The organism is Lachnoclostridium sp. An169 (assembly GCF_002160525.1).
Taxonomy (GTDB): domain Bacteria; phylum Bacillota; class Clostridia; order Lachnospirales; family Lachnospiraceae; genus Mediterraneibacter; species Mediterraneibacter cottocaccae.
Genome location: NZ_NFKT01000016.1, coordinates 65843 through 88414, shown reverse-complemented (window position 1 = coordinate 88414; position 22572 = coordinate 65843). Strand labels below are relative to the sequence as shown.

Annotated in this window: 17 protein-coding genes; 4 read left to right on the top strand and 13 right to left on the bottom strand. The window is 48.7% G+C overall.

Annotation, left to right across the window (positions count from 1 at the left end):
• Positions 1–26: 26 nt before the first annotated feature.
• The 5 genes from B5F07_RS12435 to B5F07_RS12415 form a co-directional block, all read right to left on the bottom strand.
• Complete coding sequence (locus B5F07_RS12435; RefSeq protein WP_140398014.1) at positions 27–3413, bottom strand: vWA domain-containing protein; 3387 nt, start codon at positions 3411–3413, stop codon at positions 27–29.
• Between the two features lie 520 nt (positions 3414–3933).
• On the bottom strand, positions 3934–4776 hold the full coding sequence (locus tag B5F07_RS12430) for a tyrosine-type recombinase/integrase (protein ID WP_087161612.1): 843 nt from the start codon (positions 4774–4776) through the stop codon (positions 3934–3936).
• A gap of 235 nt (positions 4777–5011) precedes the next feature.
• Positions 5012–6097 carry a LacI family DNA-binding transcriptional regulator gene (locus tag B5F07_RS12425; RefSeq protein WP_087161611.1) on the bottom strand — a complete coding sequence of 362 codons (1086 nt, stop codon included), beginning with the start codon at positions 6095–6097 and terminating at the stop codon, positions 5012–5014.
• 182 nt (positions 6098–6279) lie between these two features.
• On the bottom strand, positions 6280–7308 hold the full coding sequence (locus tag B5F07_RS12420) for a hypothetical protein (RefSeq protein WP_087161610.1): 1029 nt from the start codon (positions 7306–7308) through the stop codon (positions 6280–6282).
• A gap of 547 nt (positions 7309–7855) precedes the next feature.
• Positions 7856–9076 (bottom strand): NAD(P)-dependent oxidoreductase, encoded by a 1221-nt coding sequence (locus B5F07_RS12415; RefSeq protein WP_087161609.1) that lies wholly within the window; start codon positions 9074–9076, stop codon positions 7856–7858.
• Between the two features lie 350 nt (positions 9077–9426).
• On the opposite strand from B5F07_RS12415, the gene B5F07_RS12410 reads away from it, so the two are divergent.
• The 4 genes from B5F07_RS12410 to B5F07_RS12390 all read left to right on the top strand — a co-directional run bounded on the left by B5F07_RS12410 (position 9427) and on the right by B5F07_RS12390 (position 14218).
• Positions 9427–10056 (top strand): carbohydrate-binding family 9-like protein, encoded by a 630-nt coding sequence (locus B5F07_RS12410; RefSeq protein ID WP_087161608.1) that lies wholly within the window; start codon positions 9427–9429, stop codon positions 10054–10056.
• 384 nt (positions 10057–10440) lie between these two features.
• Entirely contained in the window at positions 10441–11343 is a 903-nt protein-coding gene (gene pfkB / locus B5F07_RS12400) for a 1-phosphofructokinase (RefSeq protein WP_087161606.1), read from the top strand.
• Between the two features lie 52 nt (positions 11344–11395).
• Entirely contained in the window at positions 11396–13330 is a 1935-nt protein-coding gene (locus B5F07_RS12395) for a PTS fructose transporter subunit IIABC (RefSeq protein ID WP_087161605.1), read from the top strand.
• A 135-nt stretch (positions 13331–13465) separates the two neighbouring features.
• The gene (locus B5F07_RS12390) at positions 13466–14218 is read left to right on the top strand and encodes a DeoR/GlpR family DNA-binding transcription regulator (protein WP_087161604.1); all 753 of its coding nucleotides are present in this window, start codon (positions 13466–13468) and stop codon (positions 14216–14218) included.
• Positions 14219–14357: 139 nt separating this feature from the next.
• Here the strand turns inward: B5F07_RS12390 and B5F07_RS12385 are convergent, their stop codons facing one another.
• The 8 genes from B5F07_RS12385 to B5F07_RS12350 all read right to left on the bottom strand — a co-directional run bounded on the left by B5F07_RS12385 (position 14358) and on the right by B5F07_RS12350 (position 22569).
• The gene (locus tag B5F07_RS12385) at positions 14358–14996 is read right to left on the bottom strand and encodes a hypothetical protein (RefSeq protein WP_140398013.1); all 639 of its coding nucleotides are present in this window, start codon (positions 14994–14996) and stop codon (positions 14358–14360) included.
• The gene (locus B5F07_RS12380) at positions 14930–15244 is read right to left on the bottom strand and encodes a hypothetical protein (protein ID WP_087161602.1); all 315 of its coding nucleotides are present in this window, start codon (positions 15242–15244) and stop codon (positions 14930–14932) included. The genes B5F07_RS12385 and B5F07_RS12380 overlap by 67 nt, the downstream gene beginning before the upstream one ends.
• A gap of 210 nt (positions 15245–15454) precedes the next feature.
• Positions 15455–15979 (bottom strand): GNAT family N-acetyltransferase, encoded by a 525-nt coding sequence (locus B5F07_RS12375; protein ID WP_087161601.1) that lies wholly within the window; start codon positions 15977–15979, stop codon positions 15455–15457.
• 92 nt (positions 15980–16071) lie between these two features.
• Positions 16072–17439, bottom strand: coding sequence for a family 43 glycosylhydrolase (locus B5F07_RS12370; RefSeq protein WP_087161600.1), 1368 nt, complete (start codon positions 17437–17439; stop codon positions 16072–16074).
• 65 nt (positions 17440–17504) lie between these two features.
• The gene (locus tag B5F07_RS12365; protein WP_087161599.1) at positions 17505–18512 is read right to left on the bottom strand and encodes an alpha/beta hydrolase; all 1008 of its coding nucleotides are present in this window, start codon (positions 18510–18512) and stop codon (positions 17505–17507) included.
• Positions 18509–19543 (bottom strand): alpha/beta hydrolase, encoded by a 1035-nt coding sequence (locus B5F07_RS12360; protein ID WP_087161598.1) that lies wholly within the window; start codon positions 19541–19543, stop codon positions 18509–18511. Before B5F07_RS12360 ends, B5F07_RS12365 begins: the two co-directional genes overlap by 4 nt.
• Positions 19544–19581: 38 nt before the next feature.
• Positions 19582–21675, bottom strand: coding sequence for a hypothetical protein (locus B5F07_RS12355; RefSeq protein WP_087161597.1), 2094 nt, complete (start codon positions 21673–21675; stop codon positions 19582–19584).
• Between the two features lie 105 nt (positions 21676–21780).
• On the bottom strand, positions 21781–22569 hold the full coding sequence (locus tag B5F07_RS12350) for a hypothetical protein (protein ID WP_140398012.1): 789 nt from the start codon (positions 22567–22569) through the stop codon (positions 21781–21783).
• Positions 22570–22572: the final 3 nt, after the last annotated feature.

Here is a 22572-nt window from a genome sequence, read left to right as displayed (position 1 = left end):
TTCCTTTCCGCAGTATGCATCACTGCTTATCTGCGAATCCGTCTTCCTGTGATGAATATAACCACTGCGCCAAGGGCAATGATGATCATCGCTGCGAATGGAGCAGAAGTGTGGATCAGACCGGTTGGCGGGTTGACAGTTCTGTCATTTGTGAAGGTTGCTGATATATTTTCTGTAAGCGTACCCGTTAGTTTCCCATTATCAACATCGCCGTCTCCTGCAGTTACTTTAATTCCTACTTTGTATCCGTCATTATTTACTTCTTCCACGGTATACTGACAGCCATGCGGAATTGCAATTGTAAATGTCTGGTTGTTCCGCAGAGTAAATGCAGCTTTTCCATTTTCGTCAAATTCTAAATCACTCAATGGAGCTTCATTCTTCTCTGCTGTCCCTGCAATCTGCCGATAGTCATCTGCTGTAAGCAGTTCACCATTTTCCTGCAGAACTGTAAGTTCAAAATCGAAATCATGGGTTCTATCTCCCATATTGCCATCTACTTTTTTGGTAATGGTCAGTGTTTTATCCCTGTGGTTATACGTATTCGTAACCGTTACTGCCGCCGTCTGGTCTTTCTCTACTGTTACAGGGTTCTCTGGCGAAATGCTGTTGCTCACATAGACGTAATCGCCGATGCTCTCCGGAATACTCTCTGCTGTTTCTGTCACACGGTACTGTCCTGTCGGCAGACCGCTAATGGTCTGGGAAGCAGCTCCGGTAATCGTGATTGTCTTTACGCCGTCTGTAAAGCCCAGTTCTGTATCTGTAAAGTCCGTATCAACAACAAGGTTTCCTTCATTATTTTCCTTCAGTTTTTCGATGGTAAAAGTAAATTCACTTGTACCTATTACATCTGAATCCTCAGCATCAATTCCAGCAAATACTTTTGTGACTGTCAGGCTGCCTGTCGGGACTTTCTGAACCTGAATAACCGGTTTCGGGAAAAATTCTTCTCCATCTTCACCATTTGCAGTAAATGTCACCTTTGCGTTTTCATTCACATTACTCCAGAAGCCCCGTTCTCCTTTTTCAGCATGCGTTCCTGTTCCGGAATCCGGAGTCTGACCGGCTGCGTCAGATCCCATTCCTGCATTCACAGCCGCTTCACTCGGAGTTATCACCGTACTGACTGAATAAATGTAGCCTTCTTCCAGTTCATAATCATCCGGGAAATCAAGCGTAATTATCTTCTTTGAAGAATCATATTTAACTGTCGCTATTACGTTTTCCCCATCCCTATTCTGGAACGTCAGATTTCCTTCGCTTGTTACCGGAGTCTCTGTCGTCCAGGTATTCGCACTGCTTTCATCTCTCGCGTCACGGGAAACGGTAATAGTAAATTCTGCTGCATTGTCCGCATTAAGAACGATGTCAGCGTAATTACTCAACTGATCCGTAACTGTCACATCTTCCGCCGCGAAGAAACTGATACTGGATGCAATGTCAGAAAAAGCTTTTTCCAACCCGGCTGTATCGTTCGCCGAATAAACGTTGCTGTCGCCCTTATATTTTGCATTTACGGCATTAGCCAGACTCTTTAGATTAACGGTTCCCTGCTTATCTGTAACATTTCCCCACCAATCTTTATCCTGTCCGAACTCCGGTCCCATACCGATCGCATAAAAATAGTCAGAAGACATTGAGCCGATTTCTTCAACAGCCGCCGCAATATTCTTTCCTTCGTTGTCATTCTGCCCGTTCCCATTTTCATTATCTCCGGTATAGTTCGTTACATCAACACCACGATATGTAGGTTCACCGTCCGACACAAAAATAACAAAAGTCAATGCGCCAGTACGCTTACTATTTAAAAGTTGTTTTCCATCATTAATACCCTGTTGGTAGTTCGTTCCGCCATTCGGGTCCAGATCATTTATAAATGTTCTGACACCATTTGCGCTCGTCCACCCGACCTGATCCCTATACTGTGATCTGGAAAAAGAAACGGCGCTGTATCTTGCATCGATATCATCATTTGACTCAACCGTAGTGATAAGACCCCTTACTGCCTCCTTAAGGAGATCCATGCGGCTGTCGCCCCACCCAGCATCATTGTCACTATAAAGGCTGTAATCCATACTTCCGGACTCATCGAGAATAAACAGAATATCAACCTTTACATCCTCACCGTCTGCCTGTCCTCTGTCCCCGCTGATCGAAAGCGTCAGATCATAGTTGCCTGATTCATCGTCCTTCAGAACAGCCGTCTTGCCAGTCGTTACACTGGCGTTTGTGATCGTCTCACCACCGCCTCCGGTTCCTCCGCCGGAGCCGTTTGATTCATAGACGAGGTAGATATGGGCTGACTGTGCCCACCTGTCATCTTCTTGCAGAGTAGCAATAAGATTCTGTGCTCCGCTTTCGGAATTATAAAATTTTAAGTAGCGGGTTGTTTTACTGCCAGACCCCCACCCTCCGCCAGAGGAAGTAGTATTCTGACTTGCTACCATCCGGATAACATCCTGCGCATTTGAAAAATTCTCATTCTGGCTGTATTTTGCTCCTATATAGTTGTATCCTGATATAGTTCTTTCGTAATCTGCAAATTTATACGCTTTTGACCTACCATCTGATACACCGCTAATGTTGATATTCTGCACCGTTTGACCGGAATCTACAGTAAGCTCATTTCCATTTGTATCCACATAGTGAACAGTTATCTGAAAATAATCACTCCACGACCAATCAGATCCCCACGTAATCGTAAAGTACGAAAAGTTCTCCACACTGAACTCCGCCGTCACAGCCTTGCCTTCAACTGCAACAGTTCCATCGGTCACATCTGCCGCATCAGCCACAGTCTCAACCTGGATTCCGTCCTCCGTCTCCGCAAGGTGCTGTACCGCCAGTGTATCCGCCTCGGCTTCTTCCGGGAGCAGAGACTCGTCCACCTCAAACTGCACGTTCACCGCGCCGTCCTCAGGTTCGATCTCGTTTCCTTCTGCATCGTAGAAGCTGATGTCCATTGCCAGGAATCCGGCGTAGTCCACATCGCTCTCCTCCAGAGCTGCAGCCGCCTCATTGTACTGGTCTGCGGTATCTCCCTCAGCGTCCAGCATGGTGACTTTCATCACTGCGCCGTCCGGGAGCACGCCCTCTGCCGCATATGCTTTCACAGTCACGCCGTTGGGCTGCTCTTCCGGCACATACTCGACCGTACCTGCGGTTTCCGCACTTTTAGTGTCCGCATCCTGACTGCCGTCCCCGGCATCCTGTGCTGCAGTTCCCGCAGTGCTGTCGATCTCAGCATTTCCGGCATCATCGTCATTTCCTGCGGTGCCCTCTTCCCCCTGCACTGCCGCTGCAGCATCGGCTGGCGCAGTACTTTCCGCAAATACCTGACTGCCGAACATCGTCAGCATCATCAGGAGCGCCATCAGCAATGCCAGGGGTTTTTTCACTCTTTTTCGCATTTTGCACTCTCCATTCTTAGTTTCTGTTACAGCTTCGAGGCCCCTCACCCGGTTCATCCGGACAGGCGCCTGTTTTGCCTATGCAGGCAGCGCCGCTGTACCTGGCGCTAATATGACGGTACATAATAAACAACGTCATTCTCCCCTCTGTTACCACGTAATGTTTATTATGTGGTAAATGTCTTTCTGGCATAATGTCTGGTACAGGCTCCGAACGGATCATGATCTGCTGTTTTTGAATGGATCTGTGAAAAAATGGAACGGAAAAACAGAGCAGGAGACTGTTTTTATCTTTGCTCCTGCCCTTTAAAATGAAGAATCGCAACTTTCCCGGAAAGTTTACAAACCTTTTACACAAAGGTCTTGTTTTTGTGCGAAAATTTATTGCATTTTAAAAATCTATCTGTTATAATGTAGCCGATATTCAGAGATACATATGTAATAACGGGGCTTTATTACCACATAATAAACATTATGTGGTTTTTTTGTGCCTCACTGCCGGCCGCCGGGAGACATCCCCTCAGGTCACAAGCCCCAGCGACTCGATCTGTTTCATCTGTGTTTTTCCACTCACAAGTGTATAGATCCTTGTAGTATTCACATTCGAATGTCCCAGGACATCCGCCAGACGGGACAGATCCTTCTTTACCTTATAGAAAGTGCAGGCGAACAGATGGCGCAGATTATGGGGAAATACTTTTTCCTTTGCCACCCTCGCCTTCTCGCAGAGCGCCTTCATGGCATGGCAGATATTGCTCCGGTCCATGGGTTTCCCCGTTCTTGTAATAAAGATGCTTCCGCTTCTGATTTCCTTCTCCTTCACATATGTGCGGAGTTTTTTTCGCAGTGCAGAAGGGAGAAGTACAGTTCTTGTCTTTCCTTTTAGCGCCACCTGCGCCCTCCCGCTTTCCAGTGCCTCAACTGTAATAAATTTCAGTTCGCTCACACGTATCCCTGTGGAACATATTGTCTCCATTACAAGATATATCCGTTCGTTTTTCTGATCCTTTGCGGCGCCGAGCAGGCGCAGGTACTCACTCTTTGACAGTTCCTGCTCCTGCGCACGGAAAGATTCCTTCTGAATCTTGAGGAGCTTTACCGTGCAGTCGAACCAGCCTGTCTTTTTAAAGAAACAGTTGAGTGCTGCCAGCATGGAGTTTACACTCACCGGCGTATACTTTTCCGCCAGGGAACTTTTATAGGTAAGAACCAGCTCCTTGTCCACTCCGCCGGAGCCTTCCGCATATTTCAGAAATGCTCCCACATCTCTTGTGTATTTTTCCACTGTAGCCGCTGCCTTTTCCTCTTCCATCATCTTCTTTCGGAAAATTGCAAGCATCCCTTCACTTATCTCATGCTTCATATTCTTCCTCCTTCGGATTCTTTCTCTTTAGTATGCCCCCGGGCGCGGAATTCTATCTTTTCACGCAGCCGTTTTCTCATATATGTAAAAAAACTGCCTGTCATTCCAAGCTTCATAAACTTGAAATAACAGACAGCCCGTTCCTATTATTTTGCCTTACTTCAAATGTCTGATCCTATATATCTGTTGCTATATTAATTTATCATTTTCTATATTCGCTTATTCTTTTCTTTACTCATTTATTATTTTTTATATTTATTTTTTCGTTTACCAGTCGGAATCCCAGTTTCATTTCAACCGGGATCTTCTCGCCTCTCTCGATCACATCCAGAAGAAGTTCCGCACCGCGAATCCCGCTTGTCTTATACCCGAAATGAACCGTCGGAATCCCGCCTGTGACCGCCTTCAGAAACTGGTTGTCACCGAATCCTGTAACCCGGATCCGGAAATTTTCCAGAATATACTGCATCCGTCCTCCGGAATCCTTCACCGTCCCCGGCACCCGGCTTTTACTGTAAGTCAGGATTGCCTCGATAGCTCCCGCCGCAATGGTGTCCGTTGCACAGGCCAGAATCCCGATATCCCGTTTCTCTGTCAGAAGATCCAGCGCCGCCCGATAGCCACTGTCCATAGTAAACTCCGCCTGCCGCACATACTCTGCATCCAGCTCAATGCCCTCCGATTTCAGCCCGGCACGGAATCCCTCTTCCCTTGACACGCCAACCGCCCGGTCTTCCCGGGTGACTCCGATATAGGCAACCTTGCTTCGTTCCTGCTGCGCCTTTTCTCCGGATGCGGCATCCGGCTTCACAGCGGACGCTACCAGTTTTCCCATGGCTTTTCCCGCTCCGTAATCATCGTGGTAAATACAGTTGGCGTATTTCGTGTACTGTCCCACCACCACTACCGGAACTCTGGAATTCTTCAGAAACTTCCTGTGCTCTGCCGTAATGACTGTACCGATCAGGATAATACCGTCCACCGGATAGTTTTCGAAAAGTTTAAGATAAGCTATCTCCTTTGCCGGGTCATTGTCCGTACTGGCAAGGAGCATCTGATAGCCTCGCCTGGAAAGAACCTGTTCAATCCCCGCTGTCACGCGGCTGATAGATTCGGAATTGATCTTGGGAACGACAACCCCTACCAGGCACGCCTTCTTTGTCCGAAGGATTCTTGCCTGGGCCGACGGCTGATAACCGGTCTCCTCAATCACCTTCTTAATCTGTTCTTTTTTCTCTTCACTGACATATCCGCCATTTAAATATCGCGACACCGCTGCGCTTGAAACGCCTGCAAGCTGCGCGATTTCCTTGATGGTCATAGTGCTCCCTCCGGGTTCCAGTTTCAATCAGAATACCTATCTGAAGTATCTTTTAGTATACACAATTCGGGTTTCAGTTTCAAATACCAGTTACAGGATTTTTCTACTGCATTTTATCTTATCTATAAGCATTTGAACGTTCTCCTCGGTCAGCTCTAACTCGTCTTCTTTTCCAGCTCCATCTATTCCAGTATTTTCTTCACCTGCTCAACTGTAATCTCACACTGCTCGGCAATATCTTCTTCAGACTTTCCCTGAAAAGACAGATTGAAAACACGCTTTGCCAATTCCATTCCCGCGGCTCTGCCTTTCTCATCCGCTTCTTTCAGCTCATCTGCAAACAATTCCCTTAACGCATCACACGTCTTCTTTTCCCCCTCTATCTGTTCCAGTATTTTCTTCACCTGCTCAACTGTAATCTCACACTGCTCGGCAATATTTTCTTCAGACTTTCCCTGAAAGGACAGATTGAAAACACGCTTTGCCAGTTCCATTCCCGCGGCTCTGCCTTTCTCGTCCGCCTCTTTCAGCTCATCTGCAAACAATTCCCTTAACGCATCACACATCTTCTTTTCCACCTCCATCTGTTCCATATTGGCATGTGTGATCAGATTCATCACTGCCTCATGGTCCTTTGAGTGCCTGTTTTTCTCATACGCAGCCATCAGATTCCTGATTTCGGGTCCTGCCTTCAGATCGGACCGCAGATTCTGCAGCCAGTAGTTTTCTTTCTGCGCAAGTTCCCTGGTAATCAGAAGCTGCATGGGAATCGGATCTCCTGTTAAGTAATAGATTCCCTTTTCACGGCATTCTGTATGTATTCCTCTGACCTCAGAAAGATGCTTCAGCATCTTCCCGGGATAATGACTGCACGCAAAAGTAATTGTCAGTTCTTCCGGGTCAATTTCTTTTACACGCTCTGTATTTGACTGATAAAAACAGGCATATCCGTACACTTTGTAAAAATCATTAATACTCAGATAATCATCCGGAGCTTTGTATTCAATAATATTGTGTCCCCGGAATATCCTGCTGATTGACTTTTTCAGCGGAACATCACGGAGTTTCCGGATAATCAGAACGTCTATCTGCGGAGGCTTTTTGCTCAACAGATATTCTTCCCGCATCTCCAGATACTGCATCTCATCCTGCAGAGAGATCCGCAGGGCAGCACTGAACGCAGGATGCCACTGTAATTTTCCTCTGTCCATGTTTCTCCTTTAGTATAAACAATTCGGTTTTCAGTTTCAATATCTTAGTTTCCACTATGAATTCTGCCCCGATCCGGAGCCTGATACAAAAATGTAAATGATCCCCCATCCTGTGCCGTAAACCGGGCAGAACGCCCTTCGCTTCAGGATAATAAAACAATAACACAAAAAGATACCCCTGCCAAGCTTCAATCTGTGGACTGGTAAAAATCTGTCTTCCGTGTATGGATAAGCTTCGTCCCCGGGAGGGATGTTATCCAAGCCGGAAAGACAGTTTTGCAGAAAGTTTAATCCTGCTGAGAAAAACCAGATTCTTTCTGTATAGATGAACGTAATCCCGGAGAACGTATCATATAAGCAGACCTTCAAGCGGGAGCGTTCCGAGAATCGTTGGTTCTGTCTGTTAGCCAAAGGATATGGGAGTACCATTGCACGAGCATATTCTTTGGCGTTACAGACATTCCAACAGTCGAGGTAGAGCGGAGCGGGTCTGCGTTATGATACGTTCTCCGGGATGGACGTCATCCATACACGAAAGACAGATTTTTCACTTCTTACTTCTTATATATTCGTCCATGGCATCTGCGATCATCTTGGACCTCCGGACCGCCTCTACCACGGTCTTCGCCCCGGTTACCACATCCCCGGAGGCGAAGATTCCTTCCATGGTTGTCTCGCCTTTCTCATCTGTTTTCAGAAGGCCCCTGTCATCTACCTGAAGCTCTTTGTCCCGGTTTACGATCCGGTCCTGGGGGCCCTGGGAGATGGAGATGATGATGGTATCTGCGGGCACGAGCCTTGCCGTCTCCTCATGCTTCACCATCTGCCCGTCTTCCGTCCATTCCACATCGCATATTACAGCGCCTTCGTCCCTGATCTCAATCGCCGTCTGCAGGAACTCAAACTGTACGCCGTCAATCTTCGCATACTCCACTTCTTTGGGAGAAGCGGCAGGCACCTCGGTTACAGAGTAAACCGTCACATACCGGGACCCTTTCCGGATAGCGGTTCTCGCCACATCCATGGCGGCATTTCCGGCTCCGATGACGATCACCCGGTCGCCCAGTTCATAGACGTCCGGATTGTTGAGATAGTTGATCCCATAGTGAACGTTTCCAAAGGTTTCTCCCGGTATATTCAGCCTGTACGGTCTCCAGGTCCCTGTGCCGATGAACACAGCATCATAACCGTCCTTCAGGAGATCATGCACGCCGGTAGAGCCGCCCAGAGCAAAATTGGGGCGGAAAAGAATCCCCAGTTCCCGCATTTTCTTATAGTAACGGTCCAGGATCGATTTGGGCAGACGGAACTCGGGAATCCCGTAGCGCATGATCCCGCCGATCTTCTCCCGGATCTCAAATATGGTCACTTTGTATCCCCGGCAGGCCATCAGAATTGCAATCGTAATTCCCGCCGGGCCTGCTCCCACAACGCCGATCCTTCCGCCGTTCCAGGGCTGTTTTTTCAACTGCATCTTGTCAAAGCAGGTGTCGGAAATGTAGTTTTCAATCGAGGAAATATGAACAGGTTCCCCCTTGATTCCTTTCACGCAGTGTCCCTCGCACTGTTTCTCATGATCGCATACAAGAGAACAGATCACTGAGAGCGGATTATTCTCGAACACCATCTCTGCCGCCTCATTCATCTCCCCTCCCAGAAACATCTGAATCATCTGTGGAATTGGCGTGTGAATCGGGCAGCCCTCCCGGCATCTCGGTTTTTTACAGTTCAGACAGCGTTTTGCTTCATCGATTGCGTGAAGTCCCATTGCTCTTTCCTCCTTTTGTTTTCTATCATTCAGTCTGCCACGAAAATCGAAAATGTCAACAATCGTTATTTTCTTAACCGGACGGTTTCCGCAGAGTTTTCCACATCCACACGAAAATCTGCGGTTTTATCCACATCCGTTTCCTGCTTTTTCTCATGCATTTGTGTTTATTGTATGCAAAGAAAAACAATATCAGCTGAATTTTTCTCCGAAAAATGTCTCAAGTTTAACAAGGGACTCCGGCACGATTCTTTGCTGCTTTTTATTGACTTCTCTGACAGGATTCAGTAAAATCGTATGCGAAAAATCAAATCAGAAAATATATATAGGAACAAAAGGAGTATTTTCTCATGGAAGTAAGAATTCTTGATAATCCCGGACAGCTTGAGTCCGCTCCGCCCTTTCGCATCACGCATCTGCTCTGGGGGACACAGTCAATCCCGGAGACTTACGGTTATATCGGACTGATTCCCGGGGACGGATTTTATCTGAAAATGGTCTGCATGGAATCCGATCCGCTGCGCACTTACACAGAAGACCAGTCTCCTGTCTGCATGGACAGTACAGTAGAGGCGTTCTTTAACTTCACTCCCGAAAATGGCGGCGAACCGGACAGCCCGGCCCCCGTATACGTGAATTTTGAGATAAACTCCAACGGAGCGCTTCTTGCGGAGTCCGGCACAGGGCGCCGGAGAAGGACGCCTCTTCCGGAAAATGAGATGAAAAAGATCCGCCGCAGAGCACAGATTGAAGAAGACCGCTGGAGCATTTCTCTTTATATTCCGCTGACAGTTCTGGAAAGCATATACGGCCCTCTTTCCTTAGGAAAAGGCAGCCGTTTCACCTGCAACTTCTATAAAATATGCGAAACTGCCGGAAAAGAGCACTATGCCTCCTGGTCGCCGGTTCTGACGGAGGAACCGGATTTTCACCGCCCGGAATATTTCGGGACGGCAAAACTGATTTCCCTGCAGAGCTAATTTCCCTGCAGAACTAATTTTCCTGCAGAACTAATTCCCCCGCAGAACCGATCCACCTGCAGAACCGTTATCCCGAAAAAATCCACAGATGAGGGAATGCCGCATATGACGGCATTTCCCTCATCTGTGGATTTTTTCCTGTATATAACCTGTTTCTGTAAAATCTTCGCCCAACGCACCTGTATATGTATGAAATAACCAGGAAAAGGCATGATAAGAATACAAGACCGTGTTGCTTGTCCATCCTTTTTGCTTTTATTTGAATGTTTTTGAACGTTTGTGAATTTTATACAATTAGCTTCCTCGAATATTGTGAATTAATATGATTGATTTTGATCGAATATGAATCTATAATATAACTATCAAATACAGGAGGTACAAATCATGATCTACACGGTTACATTTAATCCGTCTCTGGATTACATCGTCGAAACAGAAGGCTTTCAGCTCGGCAGCACAAACCGGACCGTATCCGAGCTGATGCTCCCCGGCGGAAAGGGCATCAACGTGTCAACGGTTCTGAAAAATCTTGGAATTGACAGCACTGCGCTTGGTTTCACAGCCGGATTTACAGGCGATGAAATTATACGCAGAGTGCGGGAACTTGGTTTTCAGAGCGAGTTTATCGACGTGGGAAAAGGATTTTCCAGAATAAACATCAAGATGAAGGAATTTGACGGAACAGAGATCAACGGCAGAGGACCGGATATCAGCACAGAGGCTCTGAACCGGCTTCTGGAGCGGCTGGATCAGCTCAGATCCGGAGATACGCTTGTCCTTGCGGGAAGCATCCCCGCCAGCATACCGGATTCCATTTACAGCAATATTATGGCGCGTCTGGATGGAAAGGGGATCGTCTTTGTCGTGGACGCCACCGGGGATCTGCTTCTGAATGTCCTGAAATACCATCCCTTCCTAATCAAGCCGAATCACCACGAACTGGGCGAACTCTTCGGCGTCACACTTCAGGAGCGGGACGACGTTGCCCCATACGCAGCAAAGCTCCAGGAAATGGGCGCCCGCAATGTCCTTGTTTCCATGGGCGGAAAAGGTGCTGTCCTCCTGGATGAAAATCAGCAGGTACATTCCCTGCCGGTTCCGGAAGGGAAACTGGTCAACGCCGTCGGATCGGGCGATTCCATGGTCGCCGGATTTCTTGCAGGCTGGGCGGAAAAGAACGATTACGGACACGCCTTTAAAATGGGAATCAGCGCCGGAAGCGCCAGCGCATTTTCAGAACTTCTTGCCACAAAGGACGAGATCCTGAAACTGTATCAGACCTTATGATCTCCGGAACCGGCATTGTTTCTGTTATATCTGAGAAAGGATGAGAAAGAATATGAAGATCACAGAACTGCTCGACAGAAGAAGTATTATGTTAAACGGCTCACCTTCATCCAAGAACGAGGCTCTTGACCAGATGGTTGCACTGATGGTCAAAAGCGGAAAGATACGGGATGAGGAAGCCTACCGGGCGGAAGTTTATCACAGAGAAGAAGAGAGCACCACAGGAATCGGAGAGGGAATTGCCATTCCTCACGGGAAATGCGATGCCGTCATCAAACCGGGACTTGCAGCGATGGTCATCCCTGACGGCGTGGATTTCGACTCCCTGGACGGCCAGCCGGTACATCTGATTTTCCTGATTGCAGCCCCGAACACAAAGGACAACGTACATCTGGACGTACTGAGCAAACTCTCCATGCTGCTCATGGACGAGTCCTTTGTTACCAGTCTGAAAAACGCATCCTCCGTGGATGAATTTCTTGAGATTGTAGATAAGGCGGATCAGGAGAAACCGGACATCGATGAACAGCTTGCAGCCCAGACAGAAGGCACAGCGGCCGAATCTTCCGATACTCCTGCCCCGAAATGCAGGATTCTGGCAGTCACTTCCTGCCCCACCGGAATTGCCCATACTTATATGGCGGCGGAAGGACTGGAGAAAGCGGCAAAGGCAGCCGGATGTTTTATTAAAGTAGAGACCCGCGGATCCGGCGGAGCCAAAAATGTGCTGACCGATCAGGAAATCAAAGATGCCGACTGTATCATCGTGGCCGCGGACGCCCAGGTACCCATGGACCGTTTTCACGGGAAGAAACTCATCGAGTGCCAGGTATCCGACGGCATCAGCAAGGCAGACCAGCTCATCGAGAGAGCCATGAAAGGGGATGCACCCGTTTACCAGGCGGGCAGTCCATCCACACAGAGCGAGACAAAAAGCTCCGGCGGTGCAGGGCATAAGCTGTATACCCAGCTCATGAACGGCGTTTCCCATATGTTACCCTTCGTGGTAGGCGGAGGAATCCTGATCGCCCTGGCATTCCTGATCGATGGTTTCAGCGTGGACATCAACTCTCTGTCTGACGAGATGCGCTCCAGCTTCGGTACGATTACCCCGGTGGCGGCTGCTCTGAAAGGGATCGGTGATCTGGCATTCGGGTTCATGCTCCCGGTACTGGCGGGATTCATCGCCATGAGTATCGGCGACCGGCCTGCCCTTGCGGTGGGATTCGTCGGCGGTATGATTGCGGCAAACGGGAAATCCGGATTCCTCGGTGCCCTTCTGGCAGGTTTCCTGGCAGGTTATCTGATTCAGCTTTTGAAGAAGATATTCAGCAGACTTCCGGAAGCCCTCGAGAAAATCGCCCCGGTACTGCTCTATCCCGTTTTCGGTATCCTGATCATGGGACTGATCATGATGTATATTGTGGAGCCGCCTATCGGCGCGCTGAACACGGGGCTTAACACTGCCCTGACAAACATGAGCGGAAGCAGCAAGATCCTCCTGGGAATCATCGTGGCAGGCATGATGTCCATCGATATGGGAGGTCCTTTCAACAAGGCAGCATATGTATTCGGTACAGCATCCATCGCAGCCGGCAACTACGACATCATGGCAGCCGTCATGATCGGCGGCATGGTTCCGCCCTGCGCGATCGCCCTTGCCACACTTCTCTTCAGGCATAAATTTACGAAAGAAGAGCGCGAATCAGGTCCGGTCAACTTCATCATGGGTCTGGCATTTATCACAGAAGGAGCCATCCCCTTCGCAGCATCTGATCCGCTCCATGTACTGCCATCCTGCATCATCGGCTCTGCAGTTGCCGGAGCGCTCTCCATGGCATTCGGCTGTACACTGATGGCGCCCCACGGCGGAATCTTCGTGTTCCCGGTTGTGGAACATCCGCTGATGTATCTGGTGTCCCTCGTTGTCGGAACCGTAATCGGCGCGGTACTGCTGGGAATTCTGAAAAAGAAGGTAACTGCCTGAGAGCAAAGAGACTGATATTGAAGGGACTGCGATCTGCCGGAAATTTGCCAGGCTGCCGTCTTGCCTGCCCGCCGGTTCCGTTGTAAAATAGGGATCAGACAGATACGAAATTTACGATGCGAAAGGATGGATACCATGCTTACAGAAACAAGGCAGGAAGAGATTCTCCGCATGCTGGAATCATCGGGCAGCGTGACGGTCCAGGAGCTGACGGAACATTTCGGTGCTTCCGAGTCCACCATCCGCCGTGACCTGAACGCACTTCATAGAAAAGGCGCACTCGTCAAAGTATTCGGCGGGGCGGTCCAGGCAGAGACAACGCTTAACACAAAAGACGAAAAAGTCTCCATGCGGGAATCTCTCCACAGCGAAGAAAAGAAGCGGATCGCACAGTACGCCGCTTCTCTCATTCAGGCAGATGACTTCGTCTATCTGGATGCGGGGACGACAACCGGATATATGATCCCGTTCCTTACAGAAAAGTCCGCGGTTTTCGTGACCAACGCCGTCTCCCACGCCTTAAAGCTCTCGGATAACGGTTTCCGGGTGATCCTGATCGGCGGAGAGCTGAAAGCCGCCACAGAGGCAATCGTGGGGAATGAAGCCTATGCCTATATGCAGAAATATAATTTTACCAAAGGCTTTTTCGGTGCAAACGGCGTGGGGGAAGCTTCCGGATTTACCACACCGGATATCAACGAGGCGCTGATCAAGGAATGTGCCATGAAGCACTCCCGCCAGAAATACGTTCTCTGCGACAGCAGCAAGTTTCACCAGACCAGCCCGGTCAGCTTCGGGGCTTTTGACTCCGCACAGATCATCACAGACCGGCAGCCGGAAGGCGGGTATGCCTCCCGGGGGAATATTATTGTGGTAAGCGGAGAATAGAGAAGGAATAAGAAAAGAATGGAAAAAAGAGAGACGGGAACCGCACACGGAGGCTTCATGGAAAGTCACTCTCGGTGCGGCTTCTGTCTCTCTTTTCTTTTTTCTTTTTCGGTATTCTTTCCAGGTTTTCCGGCTGATATTACTCTTTCTCCATCTTTTCTATCACATGAAGAATCTGCTCTTCTTCCATATCCAGTTCTGCTGCTATCTCCGAAACAGACTTTCCTTTCGAGAGCTTCTTCTCAACCATGCGGCGGAGCAGCTGTTCTTCGCCTTCGGCAAAGCCGGAATTGTAGCCGTCTGCACATCCTTCCTTATATCCATCTGAATGTCCGTCCTCATAACTCTCGTCCCGTATTGTCTTCTCGTATTCTTCCTGATCAAAACTCGTCAGTATCATTCCGATAACCTCCGCTCTGTTCTTCTCAAGAATATCCCTCAGAATATTGTTTTCTATACATTCATCCACCGTTTCCTCAACCGCCTGTTCCAGGGGGTTCCCTCCTGCGAGCTTTTCCCTTACCGTTGAGACGAGGATAGCGTACTCTTTCAGTCTCCGGCATTTGTCCATCAGCGCCTTATTATGCCCGTAATTGATGTTCAGCAGGATTCCCCTGCACTCCAGCGCCGGTTCCATATCCTTCTGAATATAGGAATCAGACAGGCGCATCTCGCTTCTGTCCTCTTCTGCATCTGTGCCATTGTAAAAAATCACGTACTGGGGCGTTGGAAGAGAAATCCGTTTTCTGCCGTAGATCCGGATCCCCTGTGTCTCCACATAGCTTTCATACAGACGGCTGAATCCAGCGTGTTCACTGTCAGCGCTTCCGGATCCGTATAGTTCGTACCGTTCATCGCATTGTACAGGTCCAGTAGATCTTTCCGGTCTTCAAACACCTTGCAGAACAGCCGGTCCTTATACTCCCGGTTGACACGGAACCGGCGTCCTCCACGGTTCCGCCGTCTCTTCTTCTGCATCTGCTTTTTATTCTGATTCGATATTCTGCCACTTTTCTTTTTCTTCATTTTCCACCTCCATTATAATAAGTTCGGGTCATTTCTGACAAGCATTTCTGTGTAAATAAAGACTAGCACCATCGAATTCAGCACGCAATGTGTTTTTTGTTGATAAGCAGAAGAAATTTGTTGATAAATATGGGGATTCCTTATTTTGTTTTTCCATTGACCGGACTTTCAGAAGAGAAAAGCGGTCACGTCAGGACGCAGCCGCTTTTCTCATAAAAGAAGTTCATAAAGCTTAAATTGCATGGGGACTCCTATATCGGCATAGGTGATATCCACCGTATCCACATACTCAAAGCCGAAAGATTTATATACTTTTACCGGAACATCGTTTCCTACAATACAGTCCAAACGTATCGCTTTCTGCCCCCATCCTTTTGCAGTCCGGATGGCATGTTCTACAAGCTGTTTTGAATATCCCCGGCCGCCATAGTCCGGAAGGACACGCAGGGCATGAAGAATAACCACTTCATCCGGGGCCGCATCAATGTGCCATTGAACAGTATCATATGCACTGTCGCACTCATGGTTCATAATATAGGCGGCAACAATTTTTTCGTTTTCCACACCGATAAACTGAAAACCGGAGGAAATGGAATCTTTTACCATATCCGGCGAGGGAAATCCGCCTTTATTCCCATCCGGCAAAAAATTCTTTTCTCCAAGGAATTCACACATCACACTGTAAAAGGACATAATTTCCTCAAAGTTGTTCATTGCAGCCTGCTTAATCTCCATTTATGCCACCTCATACATATACTTATCATCCGATACTGTAATACCATATTTTGTTTACATTTTCAATATATTGGCTGCAAAATCTCCCCTGATCACAGGAATACAAACTTTCTGATCTTCAGCCGTTCTGTTCCGGAAAACTTAAGCACAACCTCAGAAAGCCCCGGCTCTGCACTGATCTGTGTTTCCATCTGCTTTCCGCCTTCAATCCGGACCTTCCCTGCACTTTTTCCGTTCATCAGGATTTCCACTGTTCCGCTGCCTTCCGCTTCCATCCGGATTTCCGAGAATCCGTTCTCACTCTCCACATAGCGGAACACTGCTTCATCCCCATCGGAGATTTCTGTCAGATATTCTGTTCCGTTTTCATCCGGCGCAGAAAACACCGTGCCTTTCAGCCCGCACGCCTGATATCCCATGATTTCCTCTCCTGCGCCAAACGGATCCCCCGCGCCCTGGGAAGTCATTTTCACCTCGTCAATGGAACCGTCCGGATTAATGGTAATGGGTTCGATACACAGTCTCCGGAAACGTTCTGTGCCGCGGCTGGACCGATGGTAAAAAATGTACCACTGACCGTTTACGCACTCGATAGAGCCGTGGTTATTCCAACTGTCCGGATCACAGTCCGCATTGTCTATAATGATTCCCCGGTATTCAAACGGACCGAGGGGAGATTTCCCCGTAGCATACCCGAGGGATGTCGGCTTTCCTCTCTCCACATCAGCGAAAACATAGTAATATGTATCGCCGATCTTCCTCATGGATGATCCTTCATGAAAATAGTGCTTTTCTTCCGTGACAAGATGATCGACAACCTCTTCCTGCCGGAAAGACATCATGTCCTCATTCAGCTTTACTCCGTGGGAATAAATCTGTCCCCAGTAGTAATATGCCTGTCCGTCGTCATCTACAAATACCGCCGGATCGATCCCGCCGCAGGGGAACTGAACCGCGTTGTCAAAAGGTCCTTCCGGACGGTCTGACACTGCGACACCCTCCCGGTCGTCATCCATGCAGAAATACAGATAGTACTTCCCGTCTTTCTCAATACAGTCCGGAGCATAGAGCAGGTGTCCCTCATCACCATGCTCCATGGCATTCCCGCCGTTTTCTTTCTCTTCCTCTTTTACCAGATCCGGATGAGCGTCCGGTTTTTCCCGGATCATCTTCTGAATAAAGGGAGAGGGATGCTCCCAGTCTATCCCCGGATAATGCGGAGAATCCGGATCCTCCGCCCAGGAGATCCGGCTGCTGTCAAAGGAGCTGTCATGAATCGTCCAGTGCTCCATATCCGGAGTGGAAACCACATAATATCTGTTGCTGCAGTATACATGCTTTCCATCGTCATAGCTCCCGTAGATATAAAGTTTTCCGTCCGGCATCACATGTGCCTCGCTGTCCGGAATGTGCCAGTGCGGCGGAAGCACCGGGTTGCGCCTGTTTGTAAATTTCTCCATCTGCAATTTCTCCTTTCAAAGCCGCTGATATTTCTATGCTGGTCTGTTATTTTCATCCCAGTCCGCTATACCTCTTCCCAGAATTTTACTGCTCTCTCCACCCAGCCTTCGGCCGCAGTTCCGGTCCCGAGCCCCCAGCCGTGGGACGGTCCCGGGAATACTTCATATACATGAGGAACATTCTTTTCTTCCAGTGACCGCACCAGAAGCCGGGTATTCTCAATAGGCACTGTGGCGTCCGCCGCGCACTGCCATATAAAAGACGGAGGATACTTTCCGGTTATCTGCTGCTCAACAGAATACAGATTTCTTAACTTCTCATCTCTTACATGTTCCTCTCCCAGAAGTCTTGCCCTGCTGTCCGCATGGGTCTTTTCCCCCATTGTGATCACAGGATAGCCAAGCATCATGGCTGCCGGACGGGGCAGTCCGTATTTCTTCCATCCGAGAGACTCGGTTCCCCAGGATGCGGCCAGATGACCGCCCGCGGAAAATCCCATCACCGCATATCCATCTGTCTCCACATGAAATTCATCCGCATGTTCCATGATAAACTGTACTGCCCTTGCAGCATCCTCCTGGGGAGCAGGCTGCTGCGCATACTCTGCAGTGCGGTACTGAAGAACAAACGCCGCGTACCCCAGGCGGTTCATCTCCATTGCCAGAGGGAATCCTTCCGCAATGGAGCACACATTCAGATAACCGCCGCCCGGGCAGATCAGCACAAACCGGCTCTTCTTTTCTGCAGGAAATGCAGTCAGTCCGGTGACGTTTTTCCGCTCATCGTCCCAGATATCATAGAAAACCTTTCCTTTTTCCATTCTGTCAGCAAAAAACTGAAGTCCTGCCTGCATGGGCGCCAGCTTCCAGTCCGGCGCCATCCGGGAGATCTCCTCCAGTGTCAGCTGCCGGAAGTTTTTTCCATGTGTAATCTTACAGAGTTCTTCCTGATATGTCTCGTCTCCCAGAAGATTTATATCAATCTCCGACATGGGATCGATCATATAATCCTTATTCTGGAGTCCGTACCCCGTTATAAACTGCTCCAGTGTCGTATCTTTCGTAATTTTCATTTCTGCTTTTCCTCTGCTTCTGCAAAAAAATCAACCGCCCGTTCCATCCAGCCTTTCGTATCCGCAAAACGCCCGTCTCCGAAACCGTGTCCGCCGTGTTCTCCCTCATCCAGAACAGCAGGAATTCCCAACGACTGCATTTTCTCATACATTTTTTCTGAATTGATGCATGGCACGGTCTCATCATCCCGGCAGCATGCGATATAACAGGGCGGATAGTCCTGATCCATATGTTCCAGCACAGAATACTCTTTTTTTCGCTCCTCCGACTGGTTATCCCCGAACAGTGTATCCATAAATGCACGCACAAGTTCCTCGTCTACGATCCCGTCAAACAGGTGCAGATCCGATACCGGATAGATGAGGAACATTGCCACGGGGCGGGGCAGATCATATACAGCATACCCGAGGTGCTTTGTTCCCCAGAGTGCCGTCAGATTTCCTCCTGCAGAAAATCCGCCCACAATATAGCGCTCCGGATCTGCAATGCCGAACTCCTTATGATGCTCCATCACATACCGGATGCATGCCGCCAGATCATCCAGCGGCTTCGGCATGATATTTCTTTCATTTACCCTGTAATTGACAACAAATACATCATAGCCCATCTGATTGAACTTTTTCGCAATCGGATAGCCCTCGGCGATGGAGCATACATTCAGGTATGCTCCGCCGGGGCAGTCGATAATGTACGGTCTGGCATTTGCCGCCGCTCTGTCCTCTGCCGGGAAATGCATGATATTCACATCTTTTTTGGCAGGTGTTTCCCGGATTTCTTCCTCTGAATAGACAGGGTACAGATATCTCCCTTTCTCCGCCCGGTCCATCAGATATTCGATTCCTTCTGCCATACTCTCGTAATTCCAGCCAAGTACATCGCCTTTTCCAAGGGGCAGATCCTTCATCATATAATAGTACTGTCCGTCTCCGCCCACCAGATACGGGACTGCCTCTGCAATCAGAGGTATTTTTTCCAGACTGTCGAAAGTCATGTCCGGAGTAATTTTAACTCGCTGCTTCTCCTGTTCCATAATATCATCCTTTCCCGCTTTTCTTATTTCATTGCAACTTATTCCACCACGATTCTTACTCTTGCGATATTCCGTACCTGAGTAAATACATCGTCATCCCGGCTGCTTCTTGTCGAGCGTACTCTGACAGAAGCGAAATGGGTTCCCGGCTCTGTATAAGTATGGGTATATGAAGCCTTCGCTCCGGCAAGACCGCCTTCTTCTATTACTTCAAAGTCGGCTTTGTCCGGGAAGGCGTTCAACGGCTTCTGATCTGCCATGCTCGGGAACTTACGGGGATCCTCCGCGCCGAATCTCACCTCAGTAATCCGTCCCGCTCCCTCGGGAAGCAGTGCTTTCATCTCCATGGTCACCGGCTCGCCTGCCTTTACATGAACGCAGTTTTCTCCATTCACCGTAAGGGAGACAACTGCCTGCATGCCGTGGCGTTCCTTCGCATTGTCCGGCACATAGATCTGTCCGTTTTCATAGCGGTAGCTGGTTTCCGGCAGGGGCTCGATTCCCTTCTCCACCCATGCGCTCACATCCAGAAGAGCCTGCTGCAGCGCTCCTACATAATTTGTAATCATATTGTTTTCCAGCCATGCCACATCGCCGTGCATGCAGTTTTCCATATAATAGAGGCGGAAATCCTTTGTATCCCCGCGGCTCTCCGCTACCTTCCCCTTGTACCAGTCGGCGCACCACGGGCAGGTAGACTCATCCATCAGCGACTGGGTGATAATCGTTTTTCCCTGAATGTTTCCGTCCTGTACAGTTCCGGTTCCCGTGAAACCGTATCCCATCACGTCACTTCTCTGGGGAAGCACCGGTTTTCCATTTTCATCCCGGAACTGATCCCATGCGTGGAAGGAAAGATCCTCCGGAACCTGATGGCGGTAATAGGACTGGATTGCAATGTAATCGGAGTTATCCATAGTCAGCGTATCTCCCGGCTCGATGGAACCGATCACTTCCGCAATATCTGTCATTCCATAACACAGTCCGATGGTCAGATAGCCGCTCTTCTTTCCCGGCTCCCGGATCATCTTGTCCAACAGCATGGGTTTCCCGACTGCCTTTCCTGTGGTCAGCTCGATGGTCACGCCTTCCAGGTACAGGTCTTCCCCTTCCGGCAGTTCCTCCAGTTCGATCCACGCTCCGTTTCCACTGGCAAGCTGCTTTCTCCAGGCATCATCTACTCCGTTTCCTCCCAGATTCGCGTTCTCCTCACTGGGAAGATGTACACTTTTCACTTTCCCGGTAAACTGCAGGCGGTCTTTGACTTCCTCGCTGTCGGGATCAGCTCCAAGGTATCCCGGAACTGTCCAGAAATCTGTAAAATAAGACGGATCATGCTGTTTCACGCCCGGTGTCAGCACAGGAAGGGAACCCGGATCTTTTACGCCGTAAGCTTCCACAAACCATACCTTCGGCGGGAATCCCATCTGGGTCAGCTCCTTAAGCATGGCCGCCTCGTTTTCGTTCAGTCCTTCGTACGGATTTCCGCTCCCGCCCGCATCGAGCGCATCCACGATCTTTCCGAAAACATGGCGCAGACGGCGCTGTCCCTGCACGTGCATGGTGATCGTATTCGGCAGAGAAACCGGGGAACCGATCACATACGGGCAGGCTCCGTCCCACGCATCCGTATTCTCGATGCAGGCCATGCTCTTATATCCGCCGCCGCTTCCTCCATATACATAACCATAAGGACGTGTTACCCCGTAAAGATCCATAACGATCTTTCTGGAATGTTCTGCCACAGCCGCGGAAGCCTTCCAACAGAGCGTGGGATCCGCAGCTCCGCCGAAGGCAAACTTTGAACCCATATTGCTCTCTACAAAGTATGCGCCGTGGGTCAGTGCAAACGCAACAGCGTCATCCTCCCCTGACTTCTTCAGAGAGGCAACTTCCTCGTCCGGTCCCGGGAACGGAGACAGGTATTGGAAAAACCTTCCCTCATACTTGTCTTTTTCCGGAATACACAGAATAAATTTGATCTCATTGTCCGGAAGTGACCCGTGAATATAGAGGAAGGGGATCTTCGTACCATCCGAAAGCTCCCTCTCCCTCTTCTCCTGTGTATCGATAACCATTTTCTGCATCTTCGGGTCATCCATTGCGTGATAGATTTCTTTTGCAACTGCCATTTTTTTCTCCTCCTGACTTTCATAATAAACAGAATATTTTTCATTTCTGTTTCAATCATAAAACTTTCGGAGGAAAATACCTATCTCTCATTTTGTTTTGATGTATTAAAATTGGTTTTCTTTTTCGTCTGTATTTATGATCGTATTCAGATTTTCATATCTGTGAATCTGATACATAAGTACATTTCGCTCCTCTGACTCCGGCTCCGTATTCAGCCATCCCAGTGCTGACGGCCAGTCAACTGTAAATCCTGTCCCGAGATATTTTACCATTCTTTCATGGGAACCGGAAAACGGACGGGCTATCACTCTTTTTACATTTTGTTCCATGGACAGTCTTCTGTTTATACTTCTGTTGGCGGTCAGAAGTGAAATCCCATTATCAAAAATCGGAGCCGGGCTGAATCTGTCATCCTTCATAATAACAGCGAGATTATTGAAATGCCTGTCTTCATTAAGTACGATCATATCCAAAGTCAGGATTTTCCGCAGATAGTCTCTAATATCAAGTTTACAGCTCTGTCTGATAAATTCGACCACATATTCTATCCTGTCCTCCATCTGTTCCATCGCATTAACCACATCTGCAAGATTTTTCCCTGTCGTATTATAATAGAGCCTGTAAAATGTAATGAGCTCTTCTCCGTCCTTAAGAAAATTTCTGCTCCTGCATCCGCCTGATCCGTTGATCGTACCCGCTTCATACCGGACATACTCGGAAGGATCCAGGGACGAAAAATCCAACATTCTCGATACCAGGTATTCAGCCAGTCCTTCATGTCCGTGATTATCCTTCTTATACCAGTATCCGTCTTTTCTGTATTTAATCTGAGTACCTTCACTGGTACCTGCCTGCATGATAATAAATTCTCTGCCTATATCTTCGTGAAACAACTT